Source organism: Streptomyces altiplanensis (assembly GCF_053591575.1).
Map to the genome: position 1 here is coordinate 1 of NZ_JBSFUB010000099.1, position 25,617 is coordinate 25,617.

19 protein-coding genes, 2 tRNA genes and 1 pseudogene are annotated in these 25,617 nt (G+C 69.6%); 3 read left to right on the forward strand and 19 right to left on the reverse strand.

Annotated elements, in window-relative coordinates; genetic code table 11:
• The 14 genes and pseudogenes from ACWD0Y_RS30040 to ACWD0Y_RS30105 form a co-directional block, all read right to left on the reverse strand.
• A pseudogene (locus ACWD0Y_RS30040) lies at nt 1-676 on the reverse strand (Rne/Rng family ribonuclease); the annotation flags it as partial.
• A 230-nt stretch (nt 677-906) separates the two neighbouring features.
• Complete coding sequence (locus tag ACWD0Y_RS30045; RefSeq protein ID WP_450263455.1) at nt 907-1,689, reverse strand: TIGR03936 family radical SAM-associated protein; 783 nt, start codon at nt 1,687-1,689, stop codon at nt 907-909.
• Nucleotides 1,690-1,818: 129 nt separating this feature from the next.
• Complete coding sequence (locus ACWD0Y_RS30050; RefSeq protein ID WP_450263456.1) at nt 1,819-3,120, reverse strand: hypothetical protein; 1,302 nt, start codon at nt 3,118-3,120, stop codon at nt 1,819-1,821.
• 420 nt (nt 3,121-3,540) lie between these two features.
• The gene (locus ACWD0Y_RS30055; RefSeq protein ID WP_450263457.1) at nt 3,541-5,466 is read right to left on the reverse strand and encodes a TIGR03960 family B12-binding radical SAM protein; all 1,926 of its coding nucleotides are present in this window, start codon (nt 5,464-5,466) and stop codon (nt 3,541-3,543) included.
• A 52-nt stretch (nt 5,467-5,518) separates the two neighbouring features.
• Nucleotides 5,519-7,141: a CYTH and CHAD domain-containing protein gene (locus tag ACWD0Y_RS30060; RefSeq protein WP_450263458.1), complete on the reverse strand. Its 1,623-nt coding sequence runs from the start codon at nt 7,139-7,141 to the stop codon at nt 5,519-5,521.
• Between the two features lie 62 nt (nt 7,142-7,203).
• The gene (gene rodA / locus ACWD0Y_RS30065) at nt 7,204-8,403 is read right to left on the reverse strand and encodes a rod shape-determining protein RodA (protein ID WP_450263459.1); all 1,200 of its coding nucleotides are present in this window, start codon (nt 8,401-8,403) and stop codon (nt 7,204-7,206) included.
• Complete coding sequence (gene mrdA / locus ACWD0Y_RS30070; protein WP_450263460.1) at nt 8,403-10,571, reverse strand: penicillin-binding protein 2; 2,169 nt, start codon at nt 10,569-10,571, stop codon at nt 8,403-8,405. The genes rodA and mrdA overlap by 1 nt, the downstream gene beginning before the upstream one ends.
• 37 nt (nt 10,572-10,608) lie before the next feature.
• Entirely contained in the window at nt 10,609-11,280 is a 672-nt protein-coding gene (gene mreD, locus ACWD0Y_RS30075; protein WP_450263461.1) for a rod shape-determining protein MreD, read from the reverse strand.
• Nucleotides 11,281-11,292: 12 nt separating this feature from the next.
• A complete protein-coding gene (gene mreC / locus ACWD0Y_RS30080) occupies nt 11,293-12,246 on the reverse strand; it encodes a rod shape-determining protein MreC (RefSeq protein WP_450263462.1) in 954 nt (317 codons plus the stop codon).
• Between the two features lie 101 nt (nt 12,247-12,347).
• On the reverse strand, nt 12,348-13,367 hold the full coding sequence (locus ACWD0Y_RS30085) for a rod shape-determining protein (protein WP_093800865.1): 1,020 nt from the start codon (nt 13,365-13,367) through the stop codon (nt 12,348-12,350).
• Nucleotides 13,368-13,656: 289 nt separating this feature from the next.
• Nucleotides 13,657-14,070: a nucleoside-diphosphate kinase gene (gene ndk, locus ACWD0Y_RS30090; protein ID WP_450263463.1), complete on the reverse strand. Its 414-nt coding sequence runs from the start codon at nt 14,068-14,070 to the stop codon at nt 13,657-13,659.
• 87 nt (nt 14,071-14,157) lie between these two features.
• Nucleotides 14,158-14,529, reverse strand: a complete 372-nt coding sequence (locus ACWD0Y_RS30095) for a DUF4233 domain-containing protein (RefSeq protein ID WP_450263464.1) — start codon at nt 14,527-14,529, stop codon at nt 14,158-14,160.
• 5 nt (nt 14,530-14,534) lie between these two features.
• Nucleotides 14,535-16,049, reverse strand: coding sequence for a bifunctional tetrahydrofolate synthase/dihydrofolate synthase (gene folC, locus ACWD0Y_RS30100; RefSeq protein WP_450263465.1), 1,515 nt, complete (start codon nt 16,047-16,049; stop codon nt 14,535-14,537).
• Nucleotides 16,050-16,169: 120 nt separating this feature from the next.
• A complete protein-coding gene (locus ACWD0Y_RS30105; protein WP_450263466.1) occupies nt 16,170-18,794 on the reverse strand; it encodes a valine--tRNA ligase in 2,625 nt (874 codons plus the stop codon).
• Nucleotides 18,795-18,930: 136 nt separating this feature from the next.
• Here ACWD0Y_RS30105 and ACWD0Y_RS30110 point away from each other — a divergent pair, with 136 nt between their 5' ends.
• Nucleotides 18,931-19,899 (forward strand): hypothetical protein, encoded by a 969-nt coding sequence (locus ACWD0Y_RS30110; RefSeq protein ID WP_450263467.1) that lies wholly within the window; start codon nt 18,931-18,933, stop codon nt 19,897-19,899.
• 161 nt (nt 19,900-20,060) lie between these two features.
• The gene (locus tag ACWD0Y_RS30115) at nt 20,061-20,525 is read left to right on the forward strand and encodes a hypothetical protein (RefSeq protein WP_450263468.1); all 465 of its coding nucleotides are present in this window, start codon (nt 20,061-20,063) and stop codon (nt 20,523-20,525) included.
• Nucleotides 20,526-20,678: 153 nt separating this feature from the next.
• Here the strand turns inward: ACWD0Y_RS30115 and clpX are convergent, their stop codons facing one another.
• The 5 genes from clpX to ACWD0Y_RS30140 all read right to left on the reverse strand — a co-directional run bounded on the left by clpX (nt 20,679) and on the right by ACWD0Y_RS30140 (nt 25,307).
• Complete coding sequence (clpX, locus tag ACWD0Y_RS30120; protein WP_093800859.1) at nt 20,679-21,971, reverse strand: ATP-dependent Clp protease ATP-binding subunit ClpX; 1,293 nt, start codon at nt 21,969-21,971, stop codon at nt 20,679-20,681.
• Between the two features lie 148 nt (nt 21,972-22,119).
• Entirely contained in the window at nt 22,120-22,791 is a 672-nt protein-coding gene (locus tag ACWD0Y_RS30125; RefSeq protein WP_285439341.1) for an ATP-dependent Clp protease proteolytic subunit, read from the reverse strand.
• Nucleotides 22,792-22,833: 42 nt separating this feature from the next.
• The gene (locus ACWD0Y_RS30130) at nt 22,834-23,439 is read right to left on the reverse strand and encodes an ATP-dependent Clp protease proteolytic subunit (protein WP_450263470.1); all 606 of its coding nucleotides are present in this window, start codon (nt 23,437-23,439) and stop codon (nt 22,834-22,836) included.
• 224 nt (nt 23,440-23,663) lie between these two features.
• Nucleotides 23,664-25,055 carry a trigger factor gene (gene tig, locus ACWD0Y_RS30135; RefSeq protein WP_450263469.1) on the reverse strand — a complete coding sequence of 464 codons (1,392 nt, stop codon included), beginning with the start codon at nt 25,053-25,055 and terminating at the stop codon, nt 23,664-23,666.
• 175 nt (nt 25,056-25,230) lie between these two features.
• A tRNA-Pro gene (locus ACWD0Y_RS30140) sits at nt 25,231-25,307 on the reverse strand.
• A gap of 139 nt (nt 25,308-25,446) precedes the next feature.
• Here ACWD0Y_RS30140 and ACWD0Y_RS30145 point away from each other — a divergent pair.
• Nucleotides 25,447-25,520: transfer RNA gene (locus ACWD0Y_RS30145), tRNA-Gly, on the forward strand.
• Nucleotides 25,521-25,617: the final 97 nt, after the last annotated feature.

Below are 25,617 nucleotides of genomic sequence, written 5' to 3' on the forward strand. Positions count from 1 at the left end.
CCTCGACCGGAGCCTCCGTCTCGGCCTGCTTCGGCGCGCCGGCGGGCGCGGTCGCCTTACGGGTGGCCCGGCGGCGCGTACGGGCCGGCGGAGCCGCCTCGGCGCTCTCCGCAGCGGGCTGTACGGGCTCGTCCTGCGCGGCGGGCTCGGGTGCGGCAGCGGCCTCGGCCTCGGCGGCAGCCGTGTCCGCGCTCTTCGGCGCACCGGCGGGAGCCGTCGCCTTGCGCGTCGCACGGCGACGCGTACGGGCCGGCGGAGCGGCCTCGTCCACGGCGGCGGACTCCTCGGCGGCGGCCGCGGGAGCCGCAGGCGGCTCCTCCGCCTCGGCGGGCTTCGGGGCACCGGCGGGCGCGGTCGCCTTACGGGTGGCCCGGCGGCGCGTACGGGCCGGCGGAGCCGCCTCGGCGCTCTCCGCAGCGGGCTGTACGGGCTCTGTGTTCTCTGCGGGCTCGCTCACGGCGCCCTCTCCGGCCGGTATGGCCGGAGCCGCGGCCTCTACGGTTTCGGCGGTCACCACGGCCTTCGCGCCCCCGGCCGGAGGACCGGCAGGGCGCGAGGCCGCGCGGCGCCGGCGGCGCGGCGGCAGCGTGTCGCTGGGCGAGTGGTTGTTGTCGGTGTCCCCGGCGGTACGCGCGGTACCTGCCGAGGGCTCGGTGGAATCGTTCGGCTCGAGCATGCGGGCGGTTCTCCCGTCACGCTCCCGGGCGCCGCGCCTGATTCCGGTCCGGTCCGGTCCGCGCGATGAGCGCGGTACCGCCGTCCGGGGCGCGGGCGCCGCACGGGAGCTGTTGTCTAGCTCGCCGGTTCCGTACGCGGTATGCGTACGGCCTGGCGAAAGTCTTCTGGTCAGTGCGCGGCCCGACCCAGGTGGCTCCCGAGTCCCAGGGCTGCGCTGCAACGACCGCCCTACGCGGAACCTGCACCTTCCGGCGCCGTCGCGGCGGTCAGTCCGGCGGCCTTGGGTGGGGCGGCCGTGACTGCCTCGCGGTCGGGCGCGAGCGGGTCGGTCACCGTGCCGGACTCCTCGTCGAAGAGCCCCTGCGCCAGCCTGGTCACCGCTGCGGGGACCGGCGGCGCCAGGTCGGCCACAGCTCGGAGACCGGACAGGACGTCGTCGGGTCGTACGGCGGGTGTCGCATGCCGAACAACCAGCCGCAGTATCGCACAGGGCCCGACCCCCGGCCTATCGGACGGCGGACGGACCGCCTGCAGATCCACGACGGCGCTCCGGGCGTCGAAGGACCGCATGCCGTTCTTGGTACGGCGCTGGACCTCGACGCTCTCGGCCGCGAGGAAGGCCCCGACGGCCTTCTCCGCGTCTTCGGGAGCGACACCGTCGAGGCGCATCTCCCACACGGAGGCCTGCAGCCGGTCGGCGAGACCCGACGTACGCGCCTCGACGGCGTCCGTGATGTCGAGGCCGTCCGGCAGTGACTCGTCGAGCAGCTCGCGCAGCTCGTCCGCGTCGCGCGCGGCGGTCAGTGCGATCTCCAGGTACTCGGCCTCGCTGCCCGTGCCGGTGGGTGCGGCATTGGCGTACGAGACCTTCGGGTGCGGGGTGAAGCCGGCCGAGTACGCCATGGGTACGTCGGCGCGTCGCAGCGCCCGCTCGAAAGCGCGCTGGAAGTCACGGTGGCTGGTGAACCGGAGGCGGCCGCGCTTGGTGTAGCGCAGTCGGATGCGCTGCACCGCCGGTGCGGGCGGCGGGCCTTCGGGCTGTCGCTTGCCCAGTGGTTCTTCTCCTCGTGCGGGGCGGCGCGCTGTCCGCGCGCCACCCTCCGGCGTGGGGGTCCGTCCCCTCGCGTCCCGGCGGCCGGCTCACCCCTGCTTGGCCGGGTTTCCGCCAAGCAGGGAGGTCTCGGACGCGGGTGCCGCGCTGGGGGCGGTCGTCTTACTACCCAGAGTACGCGCAGGAGCCCGCACCGGTTCCACGGCCTCGGCCGGGCGCTCGGCCGGCCAGGGGTCCGCGGGCCCCCCGACGAGCGCGCGCCACGCGTCGCGCCGCGCCTGGCGCACCGTCTCCCGCGCGCTCCGCAGCGCACCGCGCGCCGCCCGGCCCGCTTCGACGGCCGCCCGCCTCGCCGGCGCCCAGAGAGTGTCGCGCACCCAGTGCCCCACCGGCGTACACACGCTGAGCCACACCCAGCGCACCGGCCGCCCCACCAGGTTCCACCCGAGCCACTTCAGCGCGCGTCCCACCGCCCGGGAGATGTACCCGGCGATGCGCCAGGCGTGCCCGAACGCGGCAGCGATCTCGCGCCCGACGGGGACCAGCACCGCGCGCCACAGCCACGCGACGGGCGCGACCAGGACGGTCATGACGCACCAGACCACCCCGCGCCAGAGGCCGGCGGCCAGCCAGGCGACACCCCGCCCCAGCGGCGCGAGAACATAACCCCACAGCGCCACCCACGGCCACACGAACAGCGCCTTGCCCAACCAGGCGAGCCCGCGCCAGAGGCCAGCGGCCAGCCAGGCGACACCCCGGCCCAGCGGCGCGAGAACGTAACCCCACAGCGCCACCCACGGCCACACGAACAGCGCCTTGCCCAGCCAGCCGAGCCCGCGCCCCACCGGCGTCAGGACGTACGTGTACAGCCACACCAGCGGCACCACGACGAGCGTCCGGACCACCCATGTCACCGCCGTGCCCACGGCGCGCGCGACAGCAGCGAGCGCATGCCCCGCCGTGCGCCCGAGCCAGGCCAGTCCGCGCCCGGCCGGGGCCAGCACCCGGCGGTACAGCCACACCGCCGGCACGACGATCCCGTACCGGACGAGGGGCACCACGACGTACTTCCACAACAGCACCCACGGCATGATCAGCACGGCGTGGGCGACGTACCCGAGCGCCTTCGCGACGGGGACGAGGACGTTCCCGTACAGCCACACCAGCGGTGTCACGACCAGCAGCCGGAAGACCGCGGCGAGCGCGCGGCCGACCGCCTTCCCGCAGACGGCGAGCAGGTCCCACAGCATCCGCACCGGGACGACCAGGACCAGCACGACGATGCGCACCGGGATCCTGATCACGGCAGTCAGACAGCCCTCCCCCTGCGGTGCCTCGCGCCGGGGCACGGGCGGCTGAGAGTGCGGCTGCTTCTCGAAGTCCATGCTCATGAAGACGCGTCAGCCCGTCGTCCGGATCCAGGAACGGGGCTTTCCTTCGCGGACGTACGGCAGACAGCCGCGCGGCTTCGCGGCGGCATGCCCCTGCCGACGGGCGCCGGGCCGTGCGCCGTAGCCGATGGGCCCGCCCGTTTCCCGTGGCCGGGGCGCGGGGCGGCGACGTACCGGGCGGAACCCTCCGGGCATGTGCCGGGTGCCGCCGTGCACGGCGGGCTCGCGGGCGAGGGCGGCACCGGCCTGCTCGCCCCGGCCGGATCTCCTCCATCGCCGCGAGGAAGGAGGCGCGAAAGCGGACGTCAGGGGCCATGAGCTGCGGCATCGCACCATGGTGCCTGTGCCGGTACGCGTGAAGGCCCGGCCGGGGGCTCTCCCGGCCGGGCCTTCACGGCGCGGCTCTTACTCGTGCTCGTCCTACTTGACGACCGTCAGCGGCAGGAGCTTCTTGCCCGTCGGGCCGATCTGGATCTGCGTGTCCATCTGAGGACACACGCCGCAGTCGAAGCACGGGGTCCAGCGGCAGTCCTCGACCTCGGTCTCGTCGAGCGCGTCCTGCCAGTCCTCCCAGAGCCAGTCCTTGTCGAGACCGGAGTCCAGGTGGTCCCAGGGCAGGACCTCCTCGTACGTACGCTCACGCGTCGTGTACCAGTCGACGTCCACGCCGAAGCCGGGCAGCGTCTTCGCCGCGGCGTCCATCCAGCGGTCGTACGAGAAGTACTCGCGCCAGCCGTCGAAGCGGCCGCCGCCCTCGTAGACGGCCCGGATGACGGAGCCGATGCGCCGGTCGCCGCGCGAGAGCAGGCCCTCGACGATGCCGGGCTTGCCGTCGTGGTAGCGGAAGCCGATGGAGCGGCCGTACTTCTTGTCGCCGCGGATCTTGTCGCGCAGCTTCTCCAGGCGGGCGTCCGTCTCCTCGGCGGAGAGCTGCGGCGCCCACTGGAAGGGGGTGTGCGGCTTGGGCACGAACCCGCCGATGGAGACGGTGCAGCGGATGTCGTTCTGGCCGGAGACCTTGCGGCCCTCGGCGATGACCTTGACCGCCATGTCACCGATCTGGAGGACGTCCTCGTCGGTCTCGGTGGGCAGGCCGCACATGAAGTACAGCTTCACCTGGCGCCAGCCGTTGCCGTACGCCGTCGAGACGGTCCGGATGAGGTCCTCTTCCGAGACCATCTTGTTGATGACCTTGCGGATGCGCTCCGACCCGCCTTCGGGGGCGAAGGTCAGGCCGGACCGGCGGCCGTTCCTGGTCAGCTCGTTGGCGAGGTCGATGTTGAACGCGTCCACGCGGGTCGACGGCAGCGAGAGACCGATCTTGTCTTCCTCGTACCGGTCGGCGAGGCCCTTGGCGACGTCGGCGATCTCGGTGTGGTCCGCCGAGGAGAGGGAGAGCAGGCCGACCTCCTCGAAGCCGGTCGCCTTGAGACCCTTCTCCACCATGTCGCCGATGCCGGTGATGCTTCGCTCCCGCACGGGGCGCGTGATCATGCCGGCCTGGCAGAAACGGCAGCCGCGGGTGCAGCCGCGGAAGATCTCGACGGACATCCGCTCGTGGACGGTCTCGGCGAGGGGCACGAGAGGCTGCTTGGGGTACGGCCACTCGTCGAGGTCCATGACGGTGTGCTTGGACACGCGCCACGGCACGCCGGAGCGGTTGGGCACGACGCGGGCGATACGGCCGTCGGGCAGGTACTCGACGTCGTAGAAGCGCGGGACGTACACGCCGCCGGTCCTGCTCAGCCGCAGCAGCACCTCGTCGCGCCCGCCGGGCCGGCCCTCGGCCTTCCAGGCGCGGATGATCTCGGTGATCTCCAGGACGGCCTGCTCGCCGTCACCGATCACCGCGCAGTCGATGAAGTCCGCGATCGGCTCGGGGTTGAAGGCGGCGTGCCCGCCCGCGAGGACGATCGGGTCGTCGAGGGTGCGGTCCTTGGACTCCAGCGGGATGCCCGCCAGGTCCAGGGCGGTGAGCATGTTGGTGTAGCCGAGCTCGGTGGAGAAGCTCAGCCCGAAAACGTCGAACGCCTTGACGGGGCGGTGCGCGTCCACGGTGAACTGCGGAACCCCGTGCTCGCGCATGAGCGCTTCGAGGTCCGGCCACACGCTGTAGGTGCGCTCGGCCAGGACCCCCTCACGCTCGTTCAGTACCTCGTAGAGGATCATGACGCCCTGGTTGGGCAGGCCCACCTCGTACGCGTCCGGGTACATGAGTGCCCAGCGGACATCGCAGGAGTCCCACGGCTTGACGGTGGAGTTGAGCTCACCGCCGACGTACTGGATGGGCTTCTGCACATGCGGGAGCAGAGCTTCGAGCTGTGGGAAGACCGAATCGACAGACATCGAGAACTTTCCTGAGCTGGCTGGGGGACGACTGTCAAGCGTACCCCGGCCCTCAGTCGCCGAGAGCCGCCCGCAGTTTCGGCCCGGACGCCTCCGCCCACGCCTGCGGCAGCTCCCGCTCCCGTGCCTGCGCGGCTGCCTCCTCCTGGCCGTACAGCAGGCCCCAGGTGAAGGCCGTCTCCCCCGCCGCGTGGGCCTGGACCGCCAGCTCGCGCAGGGCGTGGCGGGACACGACGCTGTCCTGGTGGTCGCCCAGGAGGGACTGGACCGCCTTCATGCGCTTCGCGAAGCGCCGGGAGGGCTTGCCCAGGGCGGGGCCGGCGGCGTCGGCGGCGTAGCGGGTGCGCTTGGCCGCCTTGCGGGCCTTGTGCAGGGCCAGGTCGCGGTCCTCGCCGGGCGGGAGGGCCAGTGCGCGCTCCATGCGGGCGGCGAGGCGGGCGTAGTCCTTGCGGAGCGCCTTGGGGAGGACCTTCGCGGCCGGCCGGGACGCGGCGGGGAGCAGGGGCGGGCCGGCCAGCAGGGCGTGCAGGGCGGTGAGGAGGTCCAGGTACCGCTCGCTGTCGAGTACGGCGATGACCTCGTGCCGGGAGCCGTGGTGGCGGGGCACGGACCAGATGCGCAGGCGGGCGTCGGCCGGGCCGAGGACGAGTGGCCGGGGAAGGGCGGCGATGCGGCTCCGGAGGCGGTGGTCGAGGACCTCCTGGTCGCGGTCCGCGCCGAGCTCCCGCGCCAGCCACTTGAGCTCTCCGGCGACCGGGTCGGTGACCGTCCGGTCCAGGACCTTGCGGTAGGTGCGGAAGGCGCTGCGCAGGCGGCGGGTGGCGACGCGCATCCGGTGCACGGCGTCGGGCAGGTCGCGCCGGACCGCCGGGTCGTGGGCGACGAGCGTGTCGTACTGCTGCCGGAGGTACGTCAGGACGTGATCGCCCGCGGTGGGGGCGGGGGAGGCGGACTGCTTGTCCTTCGCCTTCTTCGCCTTCTTCGCCTTCTTCGCCTTCTTCGCATGCTTGGCCTGCTTGGCCTGCTTGGCCTTCTTCGGCTCCTCGGCCTTCTCCGGCTTCTTCTGCGGCGGTGACGGCTGCGTGTCCGCCAGCGCCTTGGCCAGTTTGGACGCCCACGCGGCGGGGCGCAGACCGGCCGCGCGGAGCTTCTTCTCGACGGCGTCGAGGAACGCCGGGTCGCCGTCGTCGGCGAGTTCGACCTCGACCTCCGTCCAGTGCGTCGTGGCGCCCTGCGCCCCGATCCGTTCGGCGGTGACCGAGTCGACGCTCACCTCGGCGAGCAGGTCGCCCCGCGCGCCGACGAGGTGGCGGACGTCGCGCGAGGAGCGGAGCCGCACGAGGGGGGTGAGCAGGTCGCCGCGGGTCCGGGAGCGGACCAGGTCCGCCAGTGGGTCCGGGACGGTCGCGGCCGTCGGGGCGCGGATCTCGTCGCGCACGCCCGGGGAGACCGGTAGCTTGAGGTGCCAGCCGGCGTCGTCGCCGCCGGTGCGGTGGCGCAGGGTGACGGAGTCGGCGGCGAGTCTCAGGTCGTCCGTGTCGTAGTAGACGGCGTCGAGTTCCATGACGCCTCTGTCCTCCACGGACGAGACGCCGGCCACCTCGGTCAGGTCGGGCAGCCGGGTCTCGTCGGTGGCTTCGTACTTCCGCTCGGTTTCGCGCTTGGTGTCCGCCATGAATCGAATCTAGACGCGAAAGGGCTTCCGGGCAGCCGCTGTGCCGTTATGCGGCTGTGCGGCTATGCCGTTATGGGCCGCTGCACCCTGATCGACTGGAGCAGTCCGACCGCGACCCAGACCGCGAACATCGACGATCCGCCGTACGAGACGAACGGCAGCGGGAGCCCCGCCACCGGCATGATGCCGAGCGTCATGCCGATGTTCTCGAAGGACTGGAAGGCGAACCAGGCGATGATGCCGCCGGCGACGATCGTGCCGTACAGCTCGGTCGTCTCGTGTGCGATGCGGCAGGCGCGCCAGAGCACCACGCCGAGGAGGAGAAGGATCAGGCCCGCGCCCAGGAAGCCGAGTTCTTCGCCTGCCACCGTGAAGACGAAGTCGGTCTGCTGCTCGGGTACGAACTGTCCCGTGGTCTGGCTGCCCTTGAACAGGCCGGTGCCGGTGAGGCCGCCGGAGCCGATCGCGATGCGTGCCTGGTTGGTGTTGTAGCCGACGCCCGCCGGGTCGAGTTCGGGGTTGGCGAACGCGGCGAACCGGTTGATCTGGTACTCGTCGAGCAGGCCGATCTGCCAGACGACGACGGCTCCGACGGTGCCCGTCCCGATCAGGCCGAAGACCCAGCGGTTCGAGGCCCCGGAGGTGAGCAGCACGCCGAGGATGATCACCGCTATGACCATGACCGAGCCGAGGTCGGGCATCAGCATGATGACGACGATCGGTACGACGGCGAGGCACAGCGCCTTGACGACGGTGATGTGGTCGGGGTGCTCCTGGTCGCCCGCGTCGACGCGGGCGGCGAGCAGCATGGCCATGACCAGGATTATCGTGATCTTGGTGAACTCGGACGGCTGGAGGGAGAATCCGCCGCCGAGCACGATCCACGCGTGCGCGCCGTTGACGGTCGCGCCGAGCGGGGTGAGGACGGCGAGCACCAGCACGACGGACAGTCCGTAGAGGACGGGGACCGCGCCGCGCAGGGTGCGGTGGCCCAGCCAGATCGTGCCGATCATCAGGACGATGCCGATGCCGGTGTTGAGGACGTGGCGCCAGAGGAAGTACTCCGGGTCGCCCTGGTTGAGCTGGTCGCGGGTACGGGTCGCGGACCAGACGAGCAGCGCGCCGATGACGGACAGCGCGAGCGACGCCCAGAGCAGCGGCCAGTCGAGCCGGCGCACCACGGAGTCGCGGGCGGTGAGCTTGGCGAGGGTGCCGCGCTCGGGGGCGTACCGCTGGACGGAGAAACCGTGTGGGCCGGACATCAGTCGCCACTCCTGCCGATCGCGATCTGCTGGTCCGCAGCCGGGTCCTTGGGCTTCTCGGGTACGTACGGCCTGATCTCCGGGGCGTCGATGGAGCCGTCCGTACCGATCTTCGGAAGCTCCTTCTGCGGCTTGGGCAGCAGGGCCTTCTTCGGGTCGATCTTGCCCTCGTCGCTGACGCCGTAGAGGGCGTCGTAGATGTTGCGTACGGCGGGGCCGGAGGCGCCGGAGCCCGTACCGCCCTGGGAGATCGTCATGACGATCGTGTAGTCGTCGGTGTAGGTCGCGAACCACGAGGTGGTCTGCTTGCCGTAGACCTGGGCGGTGCCGGTCTTGGCCCGCATCGGGATCTTGTCCTGCGGCCAGCCGCCGAACCGCCAGGCGGCGGTGCCGCCGGGCTCGACGACGGAGCGCAGGCCCTTGTCGAGGTCACGAACGGTTTCGGCGTCGACCGGCAGCTTGCCGTGGGCCTTGGGCCTGATCTCCTCGATCTTCTTGCCGTCGGCGCTGATCACGGCCTTGCCGAGGGTGGGGTTGTAGAGGGTGCCGCCGTTGCTGATGGCGGCGTAGGCGGTGGCCAGCTGGACGGGGGTGATGAGAACGTCGCCCTGGCCGATGGCGAAGTTGATGCTGTCGAAGGCCTTCAGCTGGTTGCCTTCGAGGCAGCTCTCGTAGGCGATCTGCTCGACGTAGCTGCCGCCCTTCTTGCCCTGCTTGCACCAGACGTCCTTGTTGGCTTTCCAGAAGGCATGCTTCCACTGGCGGTCGGGGATGCGGCCCTTGACCTCGTTCGGCAGGTCGATGCCGGTCTCGGAGCCGAACCCGAAGTCGTGGGCGGTCCGGTAGAACCAGTCGTGGGCGCTCTTCTTCGGCTTGATGCCGCCGTCGCGCTGCCACTCCTGGTGGCCGAGACGGTAGAAGACGGTGTTGCAGGAGTACTTGAGGGCGTCGCCGAGGGTGATGGGGCCGTGCCCCTTGGACTCGAAGTTCGCGAAGCTGCGGTTGCCCATGCTGTAGGAGCTGCTGCAGTTGTAGAGGCCGTCGAAGGGGTGGCCGGCCCGCACGGCCGCGCTCGCCGAGACCACCTTGAAGACGGAGCCGGCGGGTGCCTGGCCCTGGATGGCCCGGTTGAGCAGCGGGTAGTTGGAGTTCTTGTCGGTGAGCCGGGCGTACTCCTTGCCGGAGATGCCGCCGATCCAGGCGTTGGGGTCGTAGTCGGGCTGGGAGGCCATCGCGACGACGCGGCCGGTCTTGGACTCCATGACGACGACGGCGCCCGCGTCGGCCTCGTACGGACGGCCGGTGATCTTGTCGGTCTCCTTGCGGACGGTTTTCATCGCCTGGTGGAGCTCGTACTCGGCGACGGACTGGACCCGGGCGTCGATGGAGGTGACGACGTTGGAGCCGGGCACCGTCGGGTCGTTCTCCGCCTCGCCCATGACGCGGCCGAGGTTGTCGACCTCGTAGCGGGTGACGCCGGCCTTGCCGCGCAGTTCCTTGTCGTACGTACGCTCCAGCCCGGAGCGGCCGACCATGTCGGAGCGCAGGTACGGCGACGGGCCGTCCTTGGCCTTCTCGATCTCCTCGTCGGTGACGGGCGAGAGGTAGCCGAGCACCTGGGAGGTCCTGGCCTTGCCCGGGGCGGGGTAGCGGCGTACGGCGGCGGGCTCCGCGGTGATGCCGGGGAAGTCCTCGGCGCGCTCGCGGATCTGGAGGGCCTGCTTGGTGGTGGCCTCGTCGGTGACGGGGATCGGCTGGTAGGGCGATCCGTTCCAGCAGGGCTGGGGGGTCTTGGAGTCGCAGAGCCTGACCTTGTCGGTGACTTCCTTGGGCGTCATGCCGAGTACGCCGGCGAGGCGGGCCAGTACGGCCTTGCCGTCGTCCTTCATCTTCATCAGGTCGGTGCGGCTGGCGGAGACGACGAGGCGGGTCTCGTTGTCGGCGAGCGGCACGCCGCGGGCGTCGAGGATCGAGCCGCGGACGGCGGGCTGGACGACCTGCTGGACGCCGTTGCCGGCGGCTTCGGCGGTGTACTCGTCGCCGTTGCGGATCTGGAGGTACCAGAGGCGGCCGCCGAGGGTGAGCAGGAGGGAGAGGACGAGGACCTGGATGACGACGAGCCGGATCCGGACTCTGGGGGTCCGGCCGGTCTCGGGAATGTTGCTCATGCGGCGGTCCCCTCCTCGACGTCCTCGGAGCGAGTGGTCACAGTCGCTTGACCCCCTTGATGCGTCCGGCCCTTGCCGCCCGCGAGCGTGCGGCCTTGATCCTCAGTACCCCGCGCTGGTCGCCGATGCGCAGGCCGGTGCCGGAGGCGAGCCAGCCGGTGGACACGTCGGCGCCGTTGCTGCCGCTCTGGCTGTCGGCGAGCGGATCGTTCTCGGCGCGTCTGGCCAGCCACATGACGACCGGTACGACGAAGGGGGCGAGCAGCAGGTCGTAGAGCGCGGAGGTGAACAGCAGGTTCACGAGGCCCACGTGGCGGGCGGCGGTGTCGCCGACCAGGGCGCCCACTCCGGCGTACAGGAGGGTGGAGCCGATGGCGGCGACGACGACCGCGACCATCGGGGCCGTCGCGGACTTGAGCTGGCCGTTCTCCGGCTTGGCGAGACCGGCGAGGTAGCCGATGACGCACAGGACGAGTGCGTAGCGGCCCGCGGCGTGGTCGGCGGGCGGGGCGAAGTCGGCGAGGAGGCCCGCGCCGAAACCGATGAGGGCGCCGCTGGTGCTGCCGTACACGAAGGCGAACCCCAGGACGGTGAGGAGCATCAGGTCCGGTACGGCGCCGGGGAGTTGGAGTCTGGCGAGAACGCTGACCTGGACGACCAGGGCGACGAACACCAGGGCGGTGGAGAGCAGCATCCGATTGAGGCGCATGGGGTTCAGCTCCTACGGGGTGCCGTCGGCGGGAACGGTGCCGTCGGCGGGGGGCGCCGAGGGGGTGGCCGTGACGGTCACCGTGGGGGTGGGCTTGGGTCCTGCGGGCTTGGGCGGCAGGACCGTGTCGCGCGGGTCCTTGCGGGGGGTCTCGACGACGACGCCGACGATGTCGAGCTTGGTGAAGCCGACGTACGGGCGGACGTAGACGGTGCGGGTGAGGTCGCCGCCGGAGGGGTCGACACGGGTGACCCGTCCGACCGGGACGCCCGGTACGAACGGCTTGTCGGCCTGCGAGCCGAAGGTGACGAGACGGTCGCCCGCCTTCACCTTGGCCTTGCCGTTGAGCATCTGCACGCGCAGCGGGCGGTCGCCCTGGCCGTTGGCGAAGCCGAGTTCGTCGGTCTTCTCCAGGCGGGTGCCGACGGTGAAGTCGGGGTCGTTGGCGAGCAGTACGGTCGCGGCGTCCGGACCGACGGTGGTGACGCGGCCGACGAGTCCGTCGCCGTTGAGCACCGTCATGTCGCGCTCGATGCCGTCATTGCTGCCGACGTCGATGGTGACGGTCCAGGAGAATCCCTGGGCCGCTCCTATCGCGATGACTTCGGCGCCCTTGATGCCGTACTGGCCGGCACCGGCCGTCTTGAGCATCTTGTCGAGTGCGCGGGCGCGGTTGCGGTTGCGGTCGTCGCTGCCGAGTTTCTGCTTCAGCGCGGCGTTCTCGCGCTCAAGGACGGCGAGGCGGTCGTGCCGCTCACCGGAATCCCGGACGGCCCCGATGGCGTTGCCGATCGGATCGACCGCTGTGGCGAGCCCGTTCTCCACCGGTCCGAAGACGGTGGCGGCGGCCCGCCGGGCGCCGTCGACCGGCGACTCCTCGCCGCCGCGGATGTCCACCGTAATCAGAGCGAATGCGATGGCGATCAGCAGCACCAGGAGCAGCCGGCTCTCTCGTGTGTCCCTCACGTGCGGCGGCCGTGCCTTCCTCTTCGGAATTCTTGTGTCTGTATATCAACGATCCGCCGCACGAGACGGCAGGCCTCGTGCGGCGGATTCGTTGAGACGGCTCATCGGCGGGGCTGTGCGTCCAGTACCTGCTGGAGTGCCTCGAACTCCTCGACGCACTTGCCCGCTCCGAGCGCGACGGAGTCGAGCGGGTCCTCGGCGATGTGGATCGGCATGCCGGTCTCGCGGCGCAGGCGTTCGTCGAGGCCGCGCAGCAGGGCGCCGCCACCGGTGAGGACGATGCCGCGGTCCATGACGTCGCCGGAGAGCTCGGGCGGGCACTTGTCGAGCGTCGTCTTCACGGCGTCGACGATGGCGTTGACCGGCTCCTCGATGGCCTTGCGGACCTCGGCCGCCGAGATGACGACGGTCTTGGGCAGACCGGAGACGAGGTCGCGGCCGCGGATCTCGGTGTGCTCGTCCTTTTCGAGGTCGAACGCCGAGCCGATCGTGATCTTGATCTGCTCGGCGGTGCGCTCACCGAGCAGAAGGGAGTACTCCTTCTTGATGTGCTGGATGATCGAGCTGTCCAGCTCGTCGCCGGCCACCCGGATCGACTGTGCCGTGACGATTCCTCCGAGCGAGATGACGGCGACCTCGGTGGTGCCGCCGCCGATGTCCACGACCATGTTGCCGGTGGCCTCGTGGACGGGCAGGCCCGAGCCGATGGCGGCGGCCATGGGCTCCTCGATGATGTGCACCTGGCGGGCGCCTGCCTGGGTGGACGCCTCGATGACGGCGCGGCGCTCGACTCCGGTGATGCCGGAGGGGACGCAGACGACGACCCGGGGGCGGGCCAGATAGCGGCGCTTGTGGATCTTGAGGATGAAGTAACGGAGCATCCGCTCGGTGATCTCGAAGTCGGCGATGACGCCGTCCTTCAGCGGCCGGACGGCAACGATGTTGCCCGGCGTCCGGCCGATCATCTTCTTGGCCTCGGAGCCAACGGCGAGGATGCCGCCGGTGTTGGTGTTGATGGCGACGACGGAGGGCTCGTTGAGCACGATCCCTTTACCCCTGACGTACACCAGCGTGTTGGCGGTCCCGAGGTCGACAGCCATGTCACGGCCGATGAACGACATTGAGTTCCCCTTGTTCCCCATGAGGATGCGTCGGGCCTTCCCAAGTGGAGCGGTTGGCTTTTTAGGTCGGCGAAGTGGGTACTGCGGACGTGGAGTCTTCCATCGTAGTGCCGCCTGCGCGGACACAGCGCGAGGGTCCTTCGCCATTGTGAGCGGAACACGTACCCGTCCCAGTAATGGTGACGTCGTGTCGGGGGGATGCGTTCCCTGCTTCTGCGCGCATATGCCGAAGGACGACCGAATTACTTCGGTCGCCCCAGGCCATGGCCGCTGTATGGCTGGCGCTCTGTCAGGAAATACCGGGGAAGAAGAGCTTCAGCTCCCGCTCGGCGGACTCCTCGGAGTCCGAGGCGTGGATGAGATTCTCCCGGACAATGGTCCCGAAATCGCCACGAATGGAGCCGGGCGCTGCGGCGATCGGGTCAGTGGGACCCGCCAATTGGCGTACACCCTCGATGACGCGCTCGCCCTCGACGACGAGCGCGACGACCGGGCCGGAGGACATGAACTCCACCAGCGGCTCGTAGAACGGCCGGCCCTTGTGCTCGCCGTAGTGCTGCTCCAGCGTCTCGTGGTCGAGGCTGCGCATCTCCAGCGCGGTGATCGTCCAGTTCGCCTTGCGCTCGATGCGGCCGATGACCTCGCCGATCAGCCCGCGCCTGACCGCGTCGGGCTTGAGAAGGACGAGAGTGCGCTGAGTCATGTACGGCTCCTTGCGGGCATAGCGGATGCGATGTCCAGAGGCTACAAGGACACGCCGCAGCCACAGCACCCGGCACGGACAGCGGGCCTACCGTGCCTGCGCCCCGGTCTCCGCCTCCGCCTCCGCCTCCGCCTGCGCCGCCCAGCGGGCCTTCGCCTCGTCGATCTTGCGGCCGTAGTGGATCGAGGCCCACCACAGGCCCGCGAAGACCGCGCCCAGGAAGAACATCACCGGGACCACGAAACCACTGACGATCAGCCCGGCCTGGAGCGCCCAGCCGAGCTGTAGCCCACCCGGCCGATTGAGCATGCCGCAGAGCAGTACGGACAGCAGCATCGCGATGCCGCAGACCGTCCAGACCGCGGTCATCGACAGGTCGTCGGACTTCATCGCGACCAGGCCGGCGAAGGCCACCACGAAGAATTCACTGATCAGAGTGGATGCACAGAGCGTACGCACAGGAGTCAGCCCCTCCCCAGGAGCAGCCGGGCCTCGCCGACCGTGATCACGGAACCGGTCACCAGGACGCCGCCGCCCGAGAACTCGCCCTCTTCCTCGGCGAGCGTGACGGCCGCCTCCAGCGCGTCGTCGAGGCGCGGCTCGACCTGGACGCGGTCGTCGCCGAAGACCTCGACGGCGATCGCGGCGAGCTCGTCGACGTCCATCGCGCGGGGGGTGGAGTTGCGGGTGACGACGACCTCCGCGAAGACCGGCTCGAAGGCTTCGAGCATGCCCCTCACGTCCTTGTCACCGCTCGCGCCGACGACCCCGATCAGACGGCTGAAGCTGAACGCCTCACCGACGGCCGCCGCCGCCGCCCGCGCGCCCGCCGGGTTGTGCGCCGCGTCCAGGACGACGGTGGGGCTGCGGCGTACGACCTCCAGGCGGCCCGGCGAGGTGACCGAGGCGAAGGCCTTGCGGACGGTGTCGATGTCGAGCGTGCGCGCGTGCTCCGCACCGATGCCGAAGAACGCCTCGACGGCCGCCAGGGCCACCGCCGCGTTGTGCGCCTGGTGCGCGCCGTGCAGCGGCAGGAAGACTTCTTCGTACTCGCCGCCGAGCCCGCGCAGGGTGACCAACTGGCCGCCGACCGCGACCTCGCGGGAGACGACGCCGAACTCCATGCCCTCGCGGGCGACCGTCGCGTCGACCTCGACCGCCTTCTTCAGCATCACCTGGGCCGCGTCGACCGGCTGCTGCGCCAGGACGACCGTGGCGCCCTGCTTGATGATCCCGGACTTCTCGACGGCGATCTCGCCGGGCGTGGCGCCGAGCCGGTCCGTGTGGTCCAGGTCGATCGGCGTGATGACGGCGACGGACGCGTCGATCACGTTCGTCGCGTCCCAGCTGCCGCCCATGCCGACCTCGACGACCGCCACGTCGACGGGCGCGTCGGCGAACGCGGCGTACGCCATGCCCGTCAGCGTCTCGAAGAACGACAGGCGGTGCTCCTGCACGGAGTCGGTCATCTCGACGTACGGCTGGATGTCCTGGTACGTCTCGATGAAGCGCTCGGGGTCGATCGGGGAGCCGTCCAGGCTGATGCGCTCGGTGATCGACTGCACGTGCGGGCTGGTGTACCGCCCGGTGCGCAGCTCGAAGGCGCCGAACAGCGCCTCGATCATGCGGGCGGTGCTGGTCTTGCCGTTGGTGCCGGTGATGTGGACCGAGGGGTACGCGCGCTGGGGCTCGCCCAGGACGTCCATCAGCGCCGCCATGCGGACCAGCGACGGGTCGAGCTTGGTCTCCGGCCAGCGGCCCAGGAGCTCCTGCTCGATCACGCGCAGCGCCTTGTCCACCTCCGGGTCCTGCGGGCGGCGGACGGCCTCGTCACCCTGCTGCGGGGCACCTTGGGTGCGCAGGGTACGGCTGCCTGCCTCGATCACCGCCAGGTCGGGGTCGCGGTCGGTCTCGGCCTCGACGATCTCTTCGAAGGCGTCGGGTGCGTCGCTGTCATCGTGCGGGGGGAGCTGGCTCACAGGACCAGTCTACGGAGCGCCACCGGCAGCGCCCCGCCAGGACCTTCCGCGTACCGCCCACGACATGCCGAGGGGCCCCCGCACACGGCAGCGGGGGCCCCTCGGCGTCGTACGCGCGTCCTACTTCTGCGGCAGCGCCGCGAGCTGGGCGGTGATCCGCTCGATGTCCGCCTCGGCCTTGGCGAGCCGCCCGCGGATCTTGTCGACCACGTTGTCCGGGGCCTTGGCCAGGAAGGCCTCGTTGCCGAGCTTGCCCGTCGCCTGGGCCTTCTCCTTCTCGGCCGCCGCCAGGTCCTTCGCCAGGCGCTTGCGCTCCGCCTCGACGTCGATCGTGCCCGACAGGTCGAGGGCGACCCTGGCGCCCGCGACCGGCAGGGACGCGGTGGCGTGGAAGTCCTCGCCGGCCGGCGTCAGACGCAGCACCTGGCGGATGGCCGCCTCGTGCGGCGCCAGCGCGGTCCCGTCCAGGGTCAGCTCGGCCGGGACCTTCTGGCCGGACTGGAGGCCCTGGTCGGAGCGGAAGCGGCGGACCTCGGTGACGACCTGCTGGACGAGTCCGATCTCCTTCTCCGCGTCGGCGTCGCGGAACCCGGAGTCCTCGGGCCACTCCGCGACGACGAGCGACTCCTGGCCGGTGAGGGTGGTCCACAGCGTCTCGGTGACGAAGGGGACGACCGGGTGCAGCAGGCGCAGCATGACGTCGAGGACCTCGCCCAGGACGCGGGCGGAGACCTTGGCGGGCTCGCCGCCCGCGAAGAAGGTGGTCTTGGACAGCTCGACGTACCAGTCGAAGACCTCGTCCCACGCGAAGTGGAAGAGCGCGTCCGAGAGCTTCGCGAACTGGTAGTCCTCGTAGTACGCGTCGACCTCGGCCACCGTGGCGTTCAGCCGGGACAGGATCCACCGGTCGGTCGCCGACATCCGCTCGGCGGGCGGCAGTTCGCCCTCGACCGTCGCGCCGTTCATCAGCGCGAAGCGCGTGGCGTTCCAGATCTTGTTGGCGAAGTTGCGGGAGCCCTGGACCCAGTCCTCGCCGATCGGGACGTCGACGCCCGGGTTGGCGCCGCGCGCGAGGGTGAAGCGGACCGCGTCGGAGCCGTACTCGTCCATCCAGTCCAGCGGGTTGACCGCGTTGCCGAAGGACTTCGACATCTTCTTGCCGAACTGGTCGCGGACCATGCCGTGCAGGGCGATGGTGTGGAACGGCGGGGTGCCGTCCATCGCGTACAGGCCGAACATCATCATCCGGGCGACCCAGAAGAAGAGGATGTCGTAGCCGGTGACCAGGACCGAGTTCGGGTAGAACTTCTCGACGCTCGGGGTCTGTTCGGGCCAGCCGAGCGTGGAGAACGGCCACAGGCCGGAGGAGAACCAGGTGTCCAGGACGTCCGTGTCCTGGTGCCAGCCCTCGCCGGTGGGCGCCTCGTCGTCGGGGCCGACGCAGACGACCTCGCCGTTCGGCCCGTACCAGACGGGGATGCGGTGGCCCCACCACAGCTGGCGCGAGATGCACCAGTCGTGCAGGTTGTCGACCCAGCCGAAGTAGCGGGGCTCCATCTCCTTGGGGTGGATCGTGACCCGGCCGTCGCGGACCGCGTCGCCGGCCTCCTTGGCCAGCGGGCCGACCTTGACCCACCACTGGAGGGACAGGCGCGGCTCGATGGTCGTCTTGCAGCGCGAGCAGTGTCCGACGGAGTGGACGTACGGGCGCTTCTCGGCGACGATGCGGCCCTCGGCGCGCAGGGCGGCGACGATGGCGCTGCGCGCCTCCAGGCGGTCGAGGCCCTGGAAGGGACCGTGGGCGGTGATGACCGCGCGCTCGTCCATGACGGCCAGGTTGGGCAGGCCGTGGCGCTGGCCGATCTCGAAGTCGTTCGGGTCGTGCGCGGGCGTGACCTTGACGGCGCCCGTGCCGAACTCGGGGTCGACGTGCTCGTCGGCGACGACCGGGATGCGGCGGCCGGTGAGCGGCAGCTCGATCTCGGTGCCGACGAGGTGCGCGTACCGCTGGTCGTCGGGGTGGACGGCGACGGCGGTGTCACCGAGCATCGTCTCGGCGCGGGTCGTCGCGACGACGATCTCGGCGTCCCCGGAGCCGTACCGGATGGAGACGAGCTCGCCGTCGTCCTCCTGGTACTCGACCTCGATGTCCGAGATGGCCGTCAGGCAGCGGGGACACCAGTTGATGATGCGCTCGGCGCGGTAGATCAGCTCGTCGTCGTACAGCTTCTTGAAGATCGTCTGGACGGCCTTGGACAGGCCCTCGTCCATGGTGAAGCGCTCACGCGACCAGGCGACACCGTCACCGAGGCGCTTCATCTGGCCGGAGATCTGCCCGCCGGACTCGGCCTTCCACTGCCAGACGCGCTCGACGAACGCCTCGCGCCCCAGGTCGTGGCGGGACTTGCCCTCCTTGGCGAGCTCGCGCTCGACGACGTTCTGGGTGGCGATGCCGGCGTGGTCCATGCCGGGCTGCCACAGGGTCTCGTACCCCTGCATGCGCTTGCGGCGGGTCAGGGCGTCGATCAGCGTGTGCTCGAAGGCGTGGCCGAGGTGGAGCGATCCCGTGACGTTCGGCGGCGGGATGACGATGGTGTACGGCTCTTTGCCGCTCTTCTCGTCCGCTTCGAAGTAACCGCGTTCCACCCAGCGCTCGTACAGCTTCCCCTCTACCTCGGCCGGCGCGTACTGGGTCGGCAGTTCGGGGGCGGGGGCTGCTGGCTGCTGCGATGAGTTCTCGGTCACGGGCCCAGTTTACGGGCGTCACAGCCCCGTACCGAAACCGGATTCTTGGTAACGGTGAGCCCCCCGCCGCCCCGGGACGGCGGGGGTTCCGTCAGGATGTCCGCAACGCATAAGCATCTGGAGGGGAACCCAGTCCATGAGCTACAACCAGCCGGGCCCGTACGGCGGGCAGCAGCCCGGTCCTTACGGCCAGCAGCCGCCGCAGGGCCAGCCCAACCCGTACGGCCAGCAGCCCCCGCAGGGCCAGCCCGGCTACGGCTACCCCCAGCAGGCCCCGCCGCCGCAGGGTTACGGCTACCCCCAGCAGGGCCAGCAGCAGGCCCCGTACGGCCAGCAGCCTCCGTACGGCCAGCCGCAGCACCCGGGCCCCTACGGCCAGCAGCCGCAGTACCCCGGCGGCATGGTCCCGCCGCCGGGCGCGCCGAAGAAGAAGACCGGCCTGATCGTGGGCGCGGTGATCGTGGCGCTGGCCGTGATCGGCGGCGGGGTGTACTTCCTGACCTCGGGCGGCAGCAGCTCGGTCGCCGACGACACCAAGGGCTACAAGATCGTCCCCCCTGCGTCGGTGGGCGAGTACAAGAAGAGCGCCAAGGGTGACCAGTCGACGCCCATGACGGAGAAGGACAAGACGGAAGCCGCAGCGCTGGGCGTCACGAATCCGCAGCAGGTGACCGCCTCTTACGCCGCCGGCGCCGACCCCAACAACCCGCTCGCGGGCAAGGTGCTGAACTTCAACGGTGTGTGGGGCGAGATTTCAGACCCGGAGAAGGTGGTCGACTCGTCCTTCAGCAAGGCCGTGAAGGGGGAGGAAGACGGACTCAAGGTGGAGCTCATCGGCAGCCCCCAGGAGGTCACGCCCGAAGGCTTCGAGGGCGCCCTGATGAAGTGCCAGAACCTCAAGTTGATCAATACAGGTGGCGACACCGGCGCGGCGACGGGCCCCAAGGAGATCGAAATCCCCACCTGTATCTGGGCCGACTACGGCACCTACGGCGTCGTGAATGCCATCGACATGGCCGCGAGTGCCACCGGCAGTGGCATGTCCCAGGACCAAGTGGCCGCCCTGGCAGCCAAGCTCTACAACACGGCCCGCAGCAAGGCCTGAGCTGCGAAGGGTGCCCGGCCGGTTGACCTACCCGGGCCTCTTCTTGCATCTGGCGCCGCAGTGACGCACCTCGCATCCGATGAACCGACGAAAATCGAACACTTTCACGGATGGCATCACTGAGCGTTCTGCATGACTCACGGACAGGAAGAAGCAATCGCATGAAGCGCCGCTTACCCCTGACAGCAACGGCATTGGCCGCCATGACCGTTCTGGCAACGTCCACCGCTGTCCAGGCTGAAGACGTGGGCACTCGCGCCTACCGGAGCTGCGCCGCTACGTATATTCCGAGCTTCCCCGAAGGCCTCAAGGCTGGGGCAGTGGGCGGCGGCAATCAGGCCTACACCGGAAGGAACTCGCTGACCGACGTCAGTCTCTCGGTGAGCGACACCCTGGCCGACGGTCACCACGTAGCCGTCAGATTGGTGACACGGCGCTCCAACGGAAGCGATCACTACTGGTCCTGGCGTCGCCTGTATGCGGGCAACGGCACCTCCCAGACGTGGACGACGACGGCCAGCGACTCCGGAGGCATACATCTCGTATTCCGCGAAGTCGCGGTCTTTGAGGGAAGCAGCATGATCGCCAATTGCATCACGGCTCCCGAGCGCAATTCTTTTTGGTGAAAAGCCTCCCCACTCCTGCTCCGCCATACGGCCACAGCGCCCAGGGGTGCGGCTGTCGCTCAAGAGCAGCTTGAGGTAGGGAAGCTGGGAGAAACAGCGGGGCGGGGCCCGGTCAATATGACCGGGCCCCGCCCCCGCTGCTGTGCAGAGAAGTTACGCGGACTTCTCGTGGCGGCCGTCGTTCTTGATGATGCGCGGCTCGCGCGGGACCAGCGTCGGGTTGACGTTGCTGTGGACCACGTCGGCCGTGATGACGACGCGGGCCACGTCCTTGCGGGACGGGACCTCGTACATCACCGACATCAGGACCTCCTCCATGATGGCGCGCAGGCCGCGCGCGCCCGTCTGGCGGAGGATCGCCTGGTCCGCGATGGCTTCCAGCGCCTCGCGCTCGAACTCCAGCTCCACACCGTCGAGTTCGAAGAGCCGCTCGTACTGCTTCACCAGCGCGTTGCGCGGCTCGATGAGGATCTGGAGCAGCGCCTCGCGGTCCAGGTTGTGGACCGAGGTCAGGACGGGGAGACGGCCGATGAACTCGGGGATCATCCCGAACTTCACCAGGTCCTCCGGCATGACCTCCTGGAACTGGTCGCTCGCCTCGATCTCCCGCTTGGAGCGGATCGTCGCGCCGAAGCCGATGCCCTTCGCGCCCGCCCGCGACTCGATGATCTTCTCGAGGCCGGCGAAGGCGCCGCCCACGATGAAGAGCACGTTCGTCGTGTCGATCTGGATGAACTCCTGGTGCGGGTGCTTGCGGCCGCCCTGCGGCGGGACCGAGGCCGTCGTGCCCTCAAGGATCTTGAGGAGGGCCTGCTGCACGCCTTCACCCGACACGTCGCGCGTGATCGACGGGTTCTCGCTCTTGCGGGCGACCTTGTCGATCTCGTCGATGTAGATGATCCCGGTCTCGGCCTTCTTGACGTCGTAGTCGGCCGCCTGGATCAGCTTCAGGAGGATGTTCTCGACGTCCTCGCCGACGTACCCGGCCTCCGTCAGCGCCGTCGCGTCCGCGATGGCGAACGGGACGTTGAGCATGCGCGCCAGCGTCTGGGCCAGCAGCGTCTTGCCGGAACCCGTGGGGCCCAGCAGGAGGATGTTCGACTTCGCCAGCTCGATCGCGTCGTCGCGGCCCGCGCCGCCGCCGTTCTCGCCGGCCTGAACGCGCTTGTAGTGGTTGTAGACCGCCACCGAGAGGGCCTTCTTGGCCGGCTCCTGGCCGACCACGTAACCCTCGAGGAACTCATAGATCTCCCGCGGCTTGGGGAGTTCCTCCCACCGCACCTCGGAGGTCTCTGCGAGCTCCTCCTCGATGATCTCGTTGCAGAGGTCGATGCACTCGTCGCAGATGTACACACCGGGACCTGCGATGAGCTTCTTCACCTGCTTCTGGCTCTTGCCGCAGAACGAGCACTTGAGCAGATCGCCGCCATCACCGATGCGTGCCACGAGGTGCTTCCCCTTCGCCTGGGAGACGCCACGTTCAGCGACTCCTGGTGCCTCATATTCGACGGTACCTTGCCTGGCCCCCCGTTCGGGCCCCCCTTGGCGCGGTTCACATTGACGTGTACTGCGCCAAGGGGCGGGTTACCGCGTGTCAGGCGCCCACGGGCGCGTTCTTGCGCGTGGACACGATCTGGTCGATCAGACCGTACGCAAGCGAGTCCTCGGCGGTCAGGATCTTGTCGCGCTCGATGTCGTCGCGGATCTTCTCGATCGGCGTGGTGGAGTGCTTCGCGAGCATCTCCTCCAGCTGCGAGCGCATCCGGAGGATCTCCTGCGCCGCGATCTCCAGGTCGGAGAGCTGCTCGCGGCCGGTCTGCGAGGACGGCTGGTGGATCAGCACACGCGCGTTGGGCAGTGCCATGCGCTTGCCCGGCGTACCGGCGGCGAGCAGCACGGCCGCGGCGGAGGCCGCCTGTCCCATGCAGACCGTCTGGATGTCCGGCTTCACGAACTGCATCGTGTCGTAGATGGCCGTGAGGGCCGTGAACGAGCCGCCGGGGCTGTTGATGTAGATGGAGATGTCGCGGTCCGGGTCCATCGACTCCAGGCACAGCAGCTGCGCCATGACGTCGTTGGCGGAGGCGTCGTCGATCTGCACGCCGAGGAAGATGACGCGCTCCTCGAAGAGCTTCGCGTACGGGTCGTACTCACGCACGCCCTGCGAGGTGCGCTCGACGAAGCGCGGCACGATGTAGCGGTTGTCCACCTGCGGGCCGGTGTAGAGGCCGCTCGCGGAGAAGTCGTTCATGTGGGTTTTCACCATCCTGGTGGCGTTCGGTGGGCTGGGGAGGCTCGGCTGCGGGGATCAGGCCCCGGTACCGCCGCCGCCCGGAACGCCCGAGGCAAGGCTGATGATCTCGTCGATGAGGCCGTAATCCTTGGCCTCCTCCGCGGTGTACCAGCGGTCGCGGTCACCGTCGCGGATGATCGTCTCGACGCTCTGGCCCGAGTGCCGGGCGGTGATCTCCGCCATGCGCTTCTTCGTGCGCAGCAGCTGCTCGGCCTGGATCTTGATGTCCGAGGCGGTGCCGCCGAGGCCGGCCGAGCCCTGGTGCATCAGGATGTCGGTGTTGGGGAGCGCGAAGCGCTTGCCCGCGGTGCCGCCGGTCAGCAGGAACTGGCCCATCGAGGCCGCGAGGCCCATGCCGATGGTGACCACGTCGTTCGGGATGTACTGCATGGTGTCGTAGACCGCCATGCCCGCCGTCACCGAGCCGCCGGGGCTGTTGATGTAGAGGTAGATGTCCTTGTCGGGGTCCGCGGCAAGGAGGAGCAACTGCGCTGTGATCTTGTTGGCGATGTCATCGTCGACCTGCTGGCCGAGGAAGATGATCCGCTCGCCGAGCAGCCGGTTGTAGACCTGGTCGCCGAGGCCTCCACCGATGGACGGCTCACCCGCGGCGTACGGCATCAGATTCGTCACGTATACACCTGCTCGTCTCTGACGGCTTCAACCGTCTCAGCGTCTTCGTACCGGAGGGCGGGGACTCCCCACTCTCCTCTTCATGGACCCTAACGCGCAGGTGGGACAACGCCATCCCGCTTCCCGAACTGTTCGCTGGGAGCGCAAGGTACGGGCCCGGACGCGTCACGCGTGCGGGCCCGTTCTCGTGGATCAGGCAGTCAGACCGAAGCTCAGGCCTCGGTCGTCTTCTCGGCCTCGGCGGAGGCCTCGACGGTCTCGGCGGCGTCGGCGGTCTCGGCCGCCTCGTCCTCGTCGTCCTCCAGGTCGACGGCCTCACCGTTGGTGTCGGTGACCTTGGCGGCCTCGACGACGACGGCGAGCGCCTTGCCGCGGGCGACCTCGCCGACGAGCATCGGCACCTGGCCACCCTCGACGACGGCCTGGGCGAACTGGTCGGGGCTCATGCCGGAGGACTGCGCGCGCCGCATGAGGTGCTCGGTGAGCTCCTCCTGGTTGACGTTCAGCTTCTCCTTGTTGACGAGCTCGTCGAGGACGAACTGCGTCTTGATGCCCTTGACCGCCTGCTCGCGCAGCTCGGCGTCGAACTCCTCGGCCGACTTGCCCTGGATCTCGAGGTACTTCTCGATGTCCAGGCCCATCTGGCCGAGCTGGTGGTGCTCCAGGTTGTGCTTGCGGGTCTTGACCTCGTCCTCGAGCAGCTTCTCGGGGATCGGGACCTCGACCAGCTCCAGCAGCTTCTCCAGGACGCGCTCCTGGGCCTGCGTGGCCTGGTCGTACTGCTTCATGTTCTCGAGGCGCTTGCGGCTGTCGGCCTTGAGCTCGTCGAGGGTGTCGAACTCGCTGGCCATCTGCGCGAAGTCGTCGTCCAGCTCGGGCAGCTCGCGGGCGGCGACCGCGGTGACCTTGACGGTGACCTCGGCCTCCTTGCCCTCGGCGCTGCCGCCCTTGAGCGAGGAGGTGAAGGTGGCCTCGCCACCGGCCTCCAGGCCGGTCACGGCCTCGTCGATGCCGTCGAGGAGCTCGCCGGAACCGATGGTGTACGAGACACCCTCGGCGACGCCGTCCTCGAGGACCTCGCCGTCGACCTTGGCCTGCAGGTCGATCGTCACGACGTCGCCGTCGGCGGCGGGGCGCTCGACCGGGTTGGTGGAGGCGAAGCGCGCGCGCAGCTCCTCCACGGCCTTGTCGACGTCCTCGTCCTTGACCTCGACCGCGTCGACCTCGACCTCGATGCCGGAGTAGTCCGGGATCTCGATCGTCGGGCGGATGTCGACCTCGGCGGTGAAGGACAGCAGCTCGCCGTCCTTCAGCTCGGTGATGTCGACGTCGGGCTGGCCGAGAACGTTCAGCTCACCCTCGTTGACAGCCTCGGTGTAGAACTTCGGAAGGGCGTCGTTGACGGCCTCCTCCAGCACAGCACCACGGCCGAACCGCTGGTCGATGACTCGGTTCGGGATCTTGCCCTTGCGGAAGCCCTTCACCGTGACCTGCTGGTTGATCTTCTTGTACGCCGCGTCGAGGCTGTCCTTGAGCTCCTCGAAGGGCACCTCGATGCTGAGCCGAACCCGGGTCGGGTTCAGGGTCTCCACGGCGCTCTTCACGGTTCGGTCTCCTTGGGGGCTGACTTCTGAGGTTCTGCTGGGCCGCGCGGGAGGCGGCTTCGCCGATCGGGCCGGTACATCAGACACACGGACCCGCACTCTGCATAGTAACGGCAAGCAGGAAGACTCCCACAACGCGATCTTGATCGGGATCGCACGGGATCATGCCTGGTGATGGTCGGGGTGGCCGGATTCGAACCGACGACCTTCCGCTCCCAAAGCGGACGCGCTACCAAGCTGCGCCACACCCCGTCGGTGCGACACGTAGGGTACATGCCCGCAGGCAGTGCGGCCCCCGCTTTGCGAGGGGCCCATCGGGTGTGCACCGCGGGCCCGGAACCCGCTACGATGCTCTTCGTGCCGCGGCCACACGACCTGCGGTGCGCACTGTGCGGGCGTAGCTCAATGGTAGAGCCCTAGTCTTCCAAACTAGCTACGCGGGTTCGATTCCCGTCGCCCGCTCCACGGCCTCCGGCCCGGCTCGGTGATGACATCACCGAGCCGGGGAAGAGGTTGCCGCGCTGGCCGAACACCGCCCTGGAGAGCGCCATGCCGGGGGACC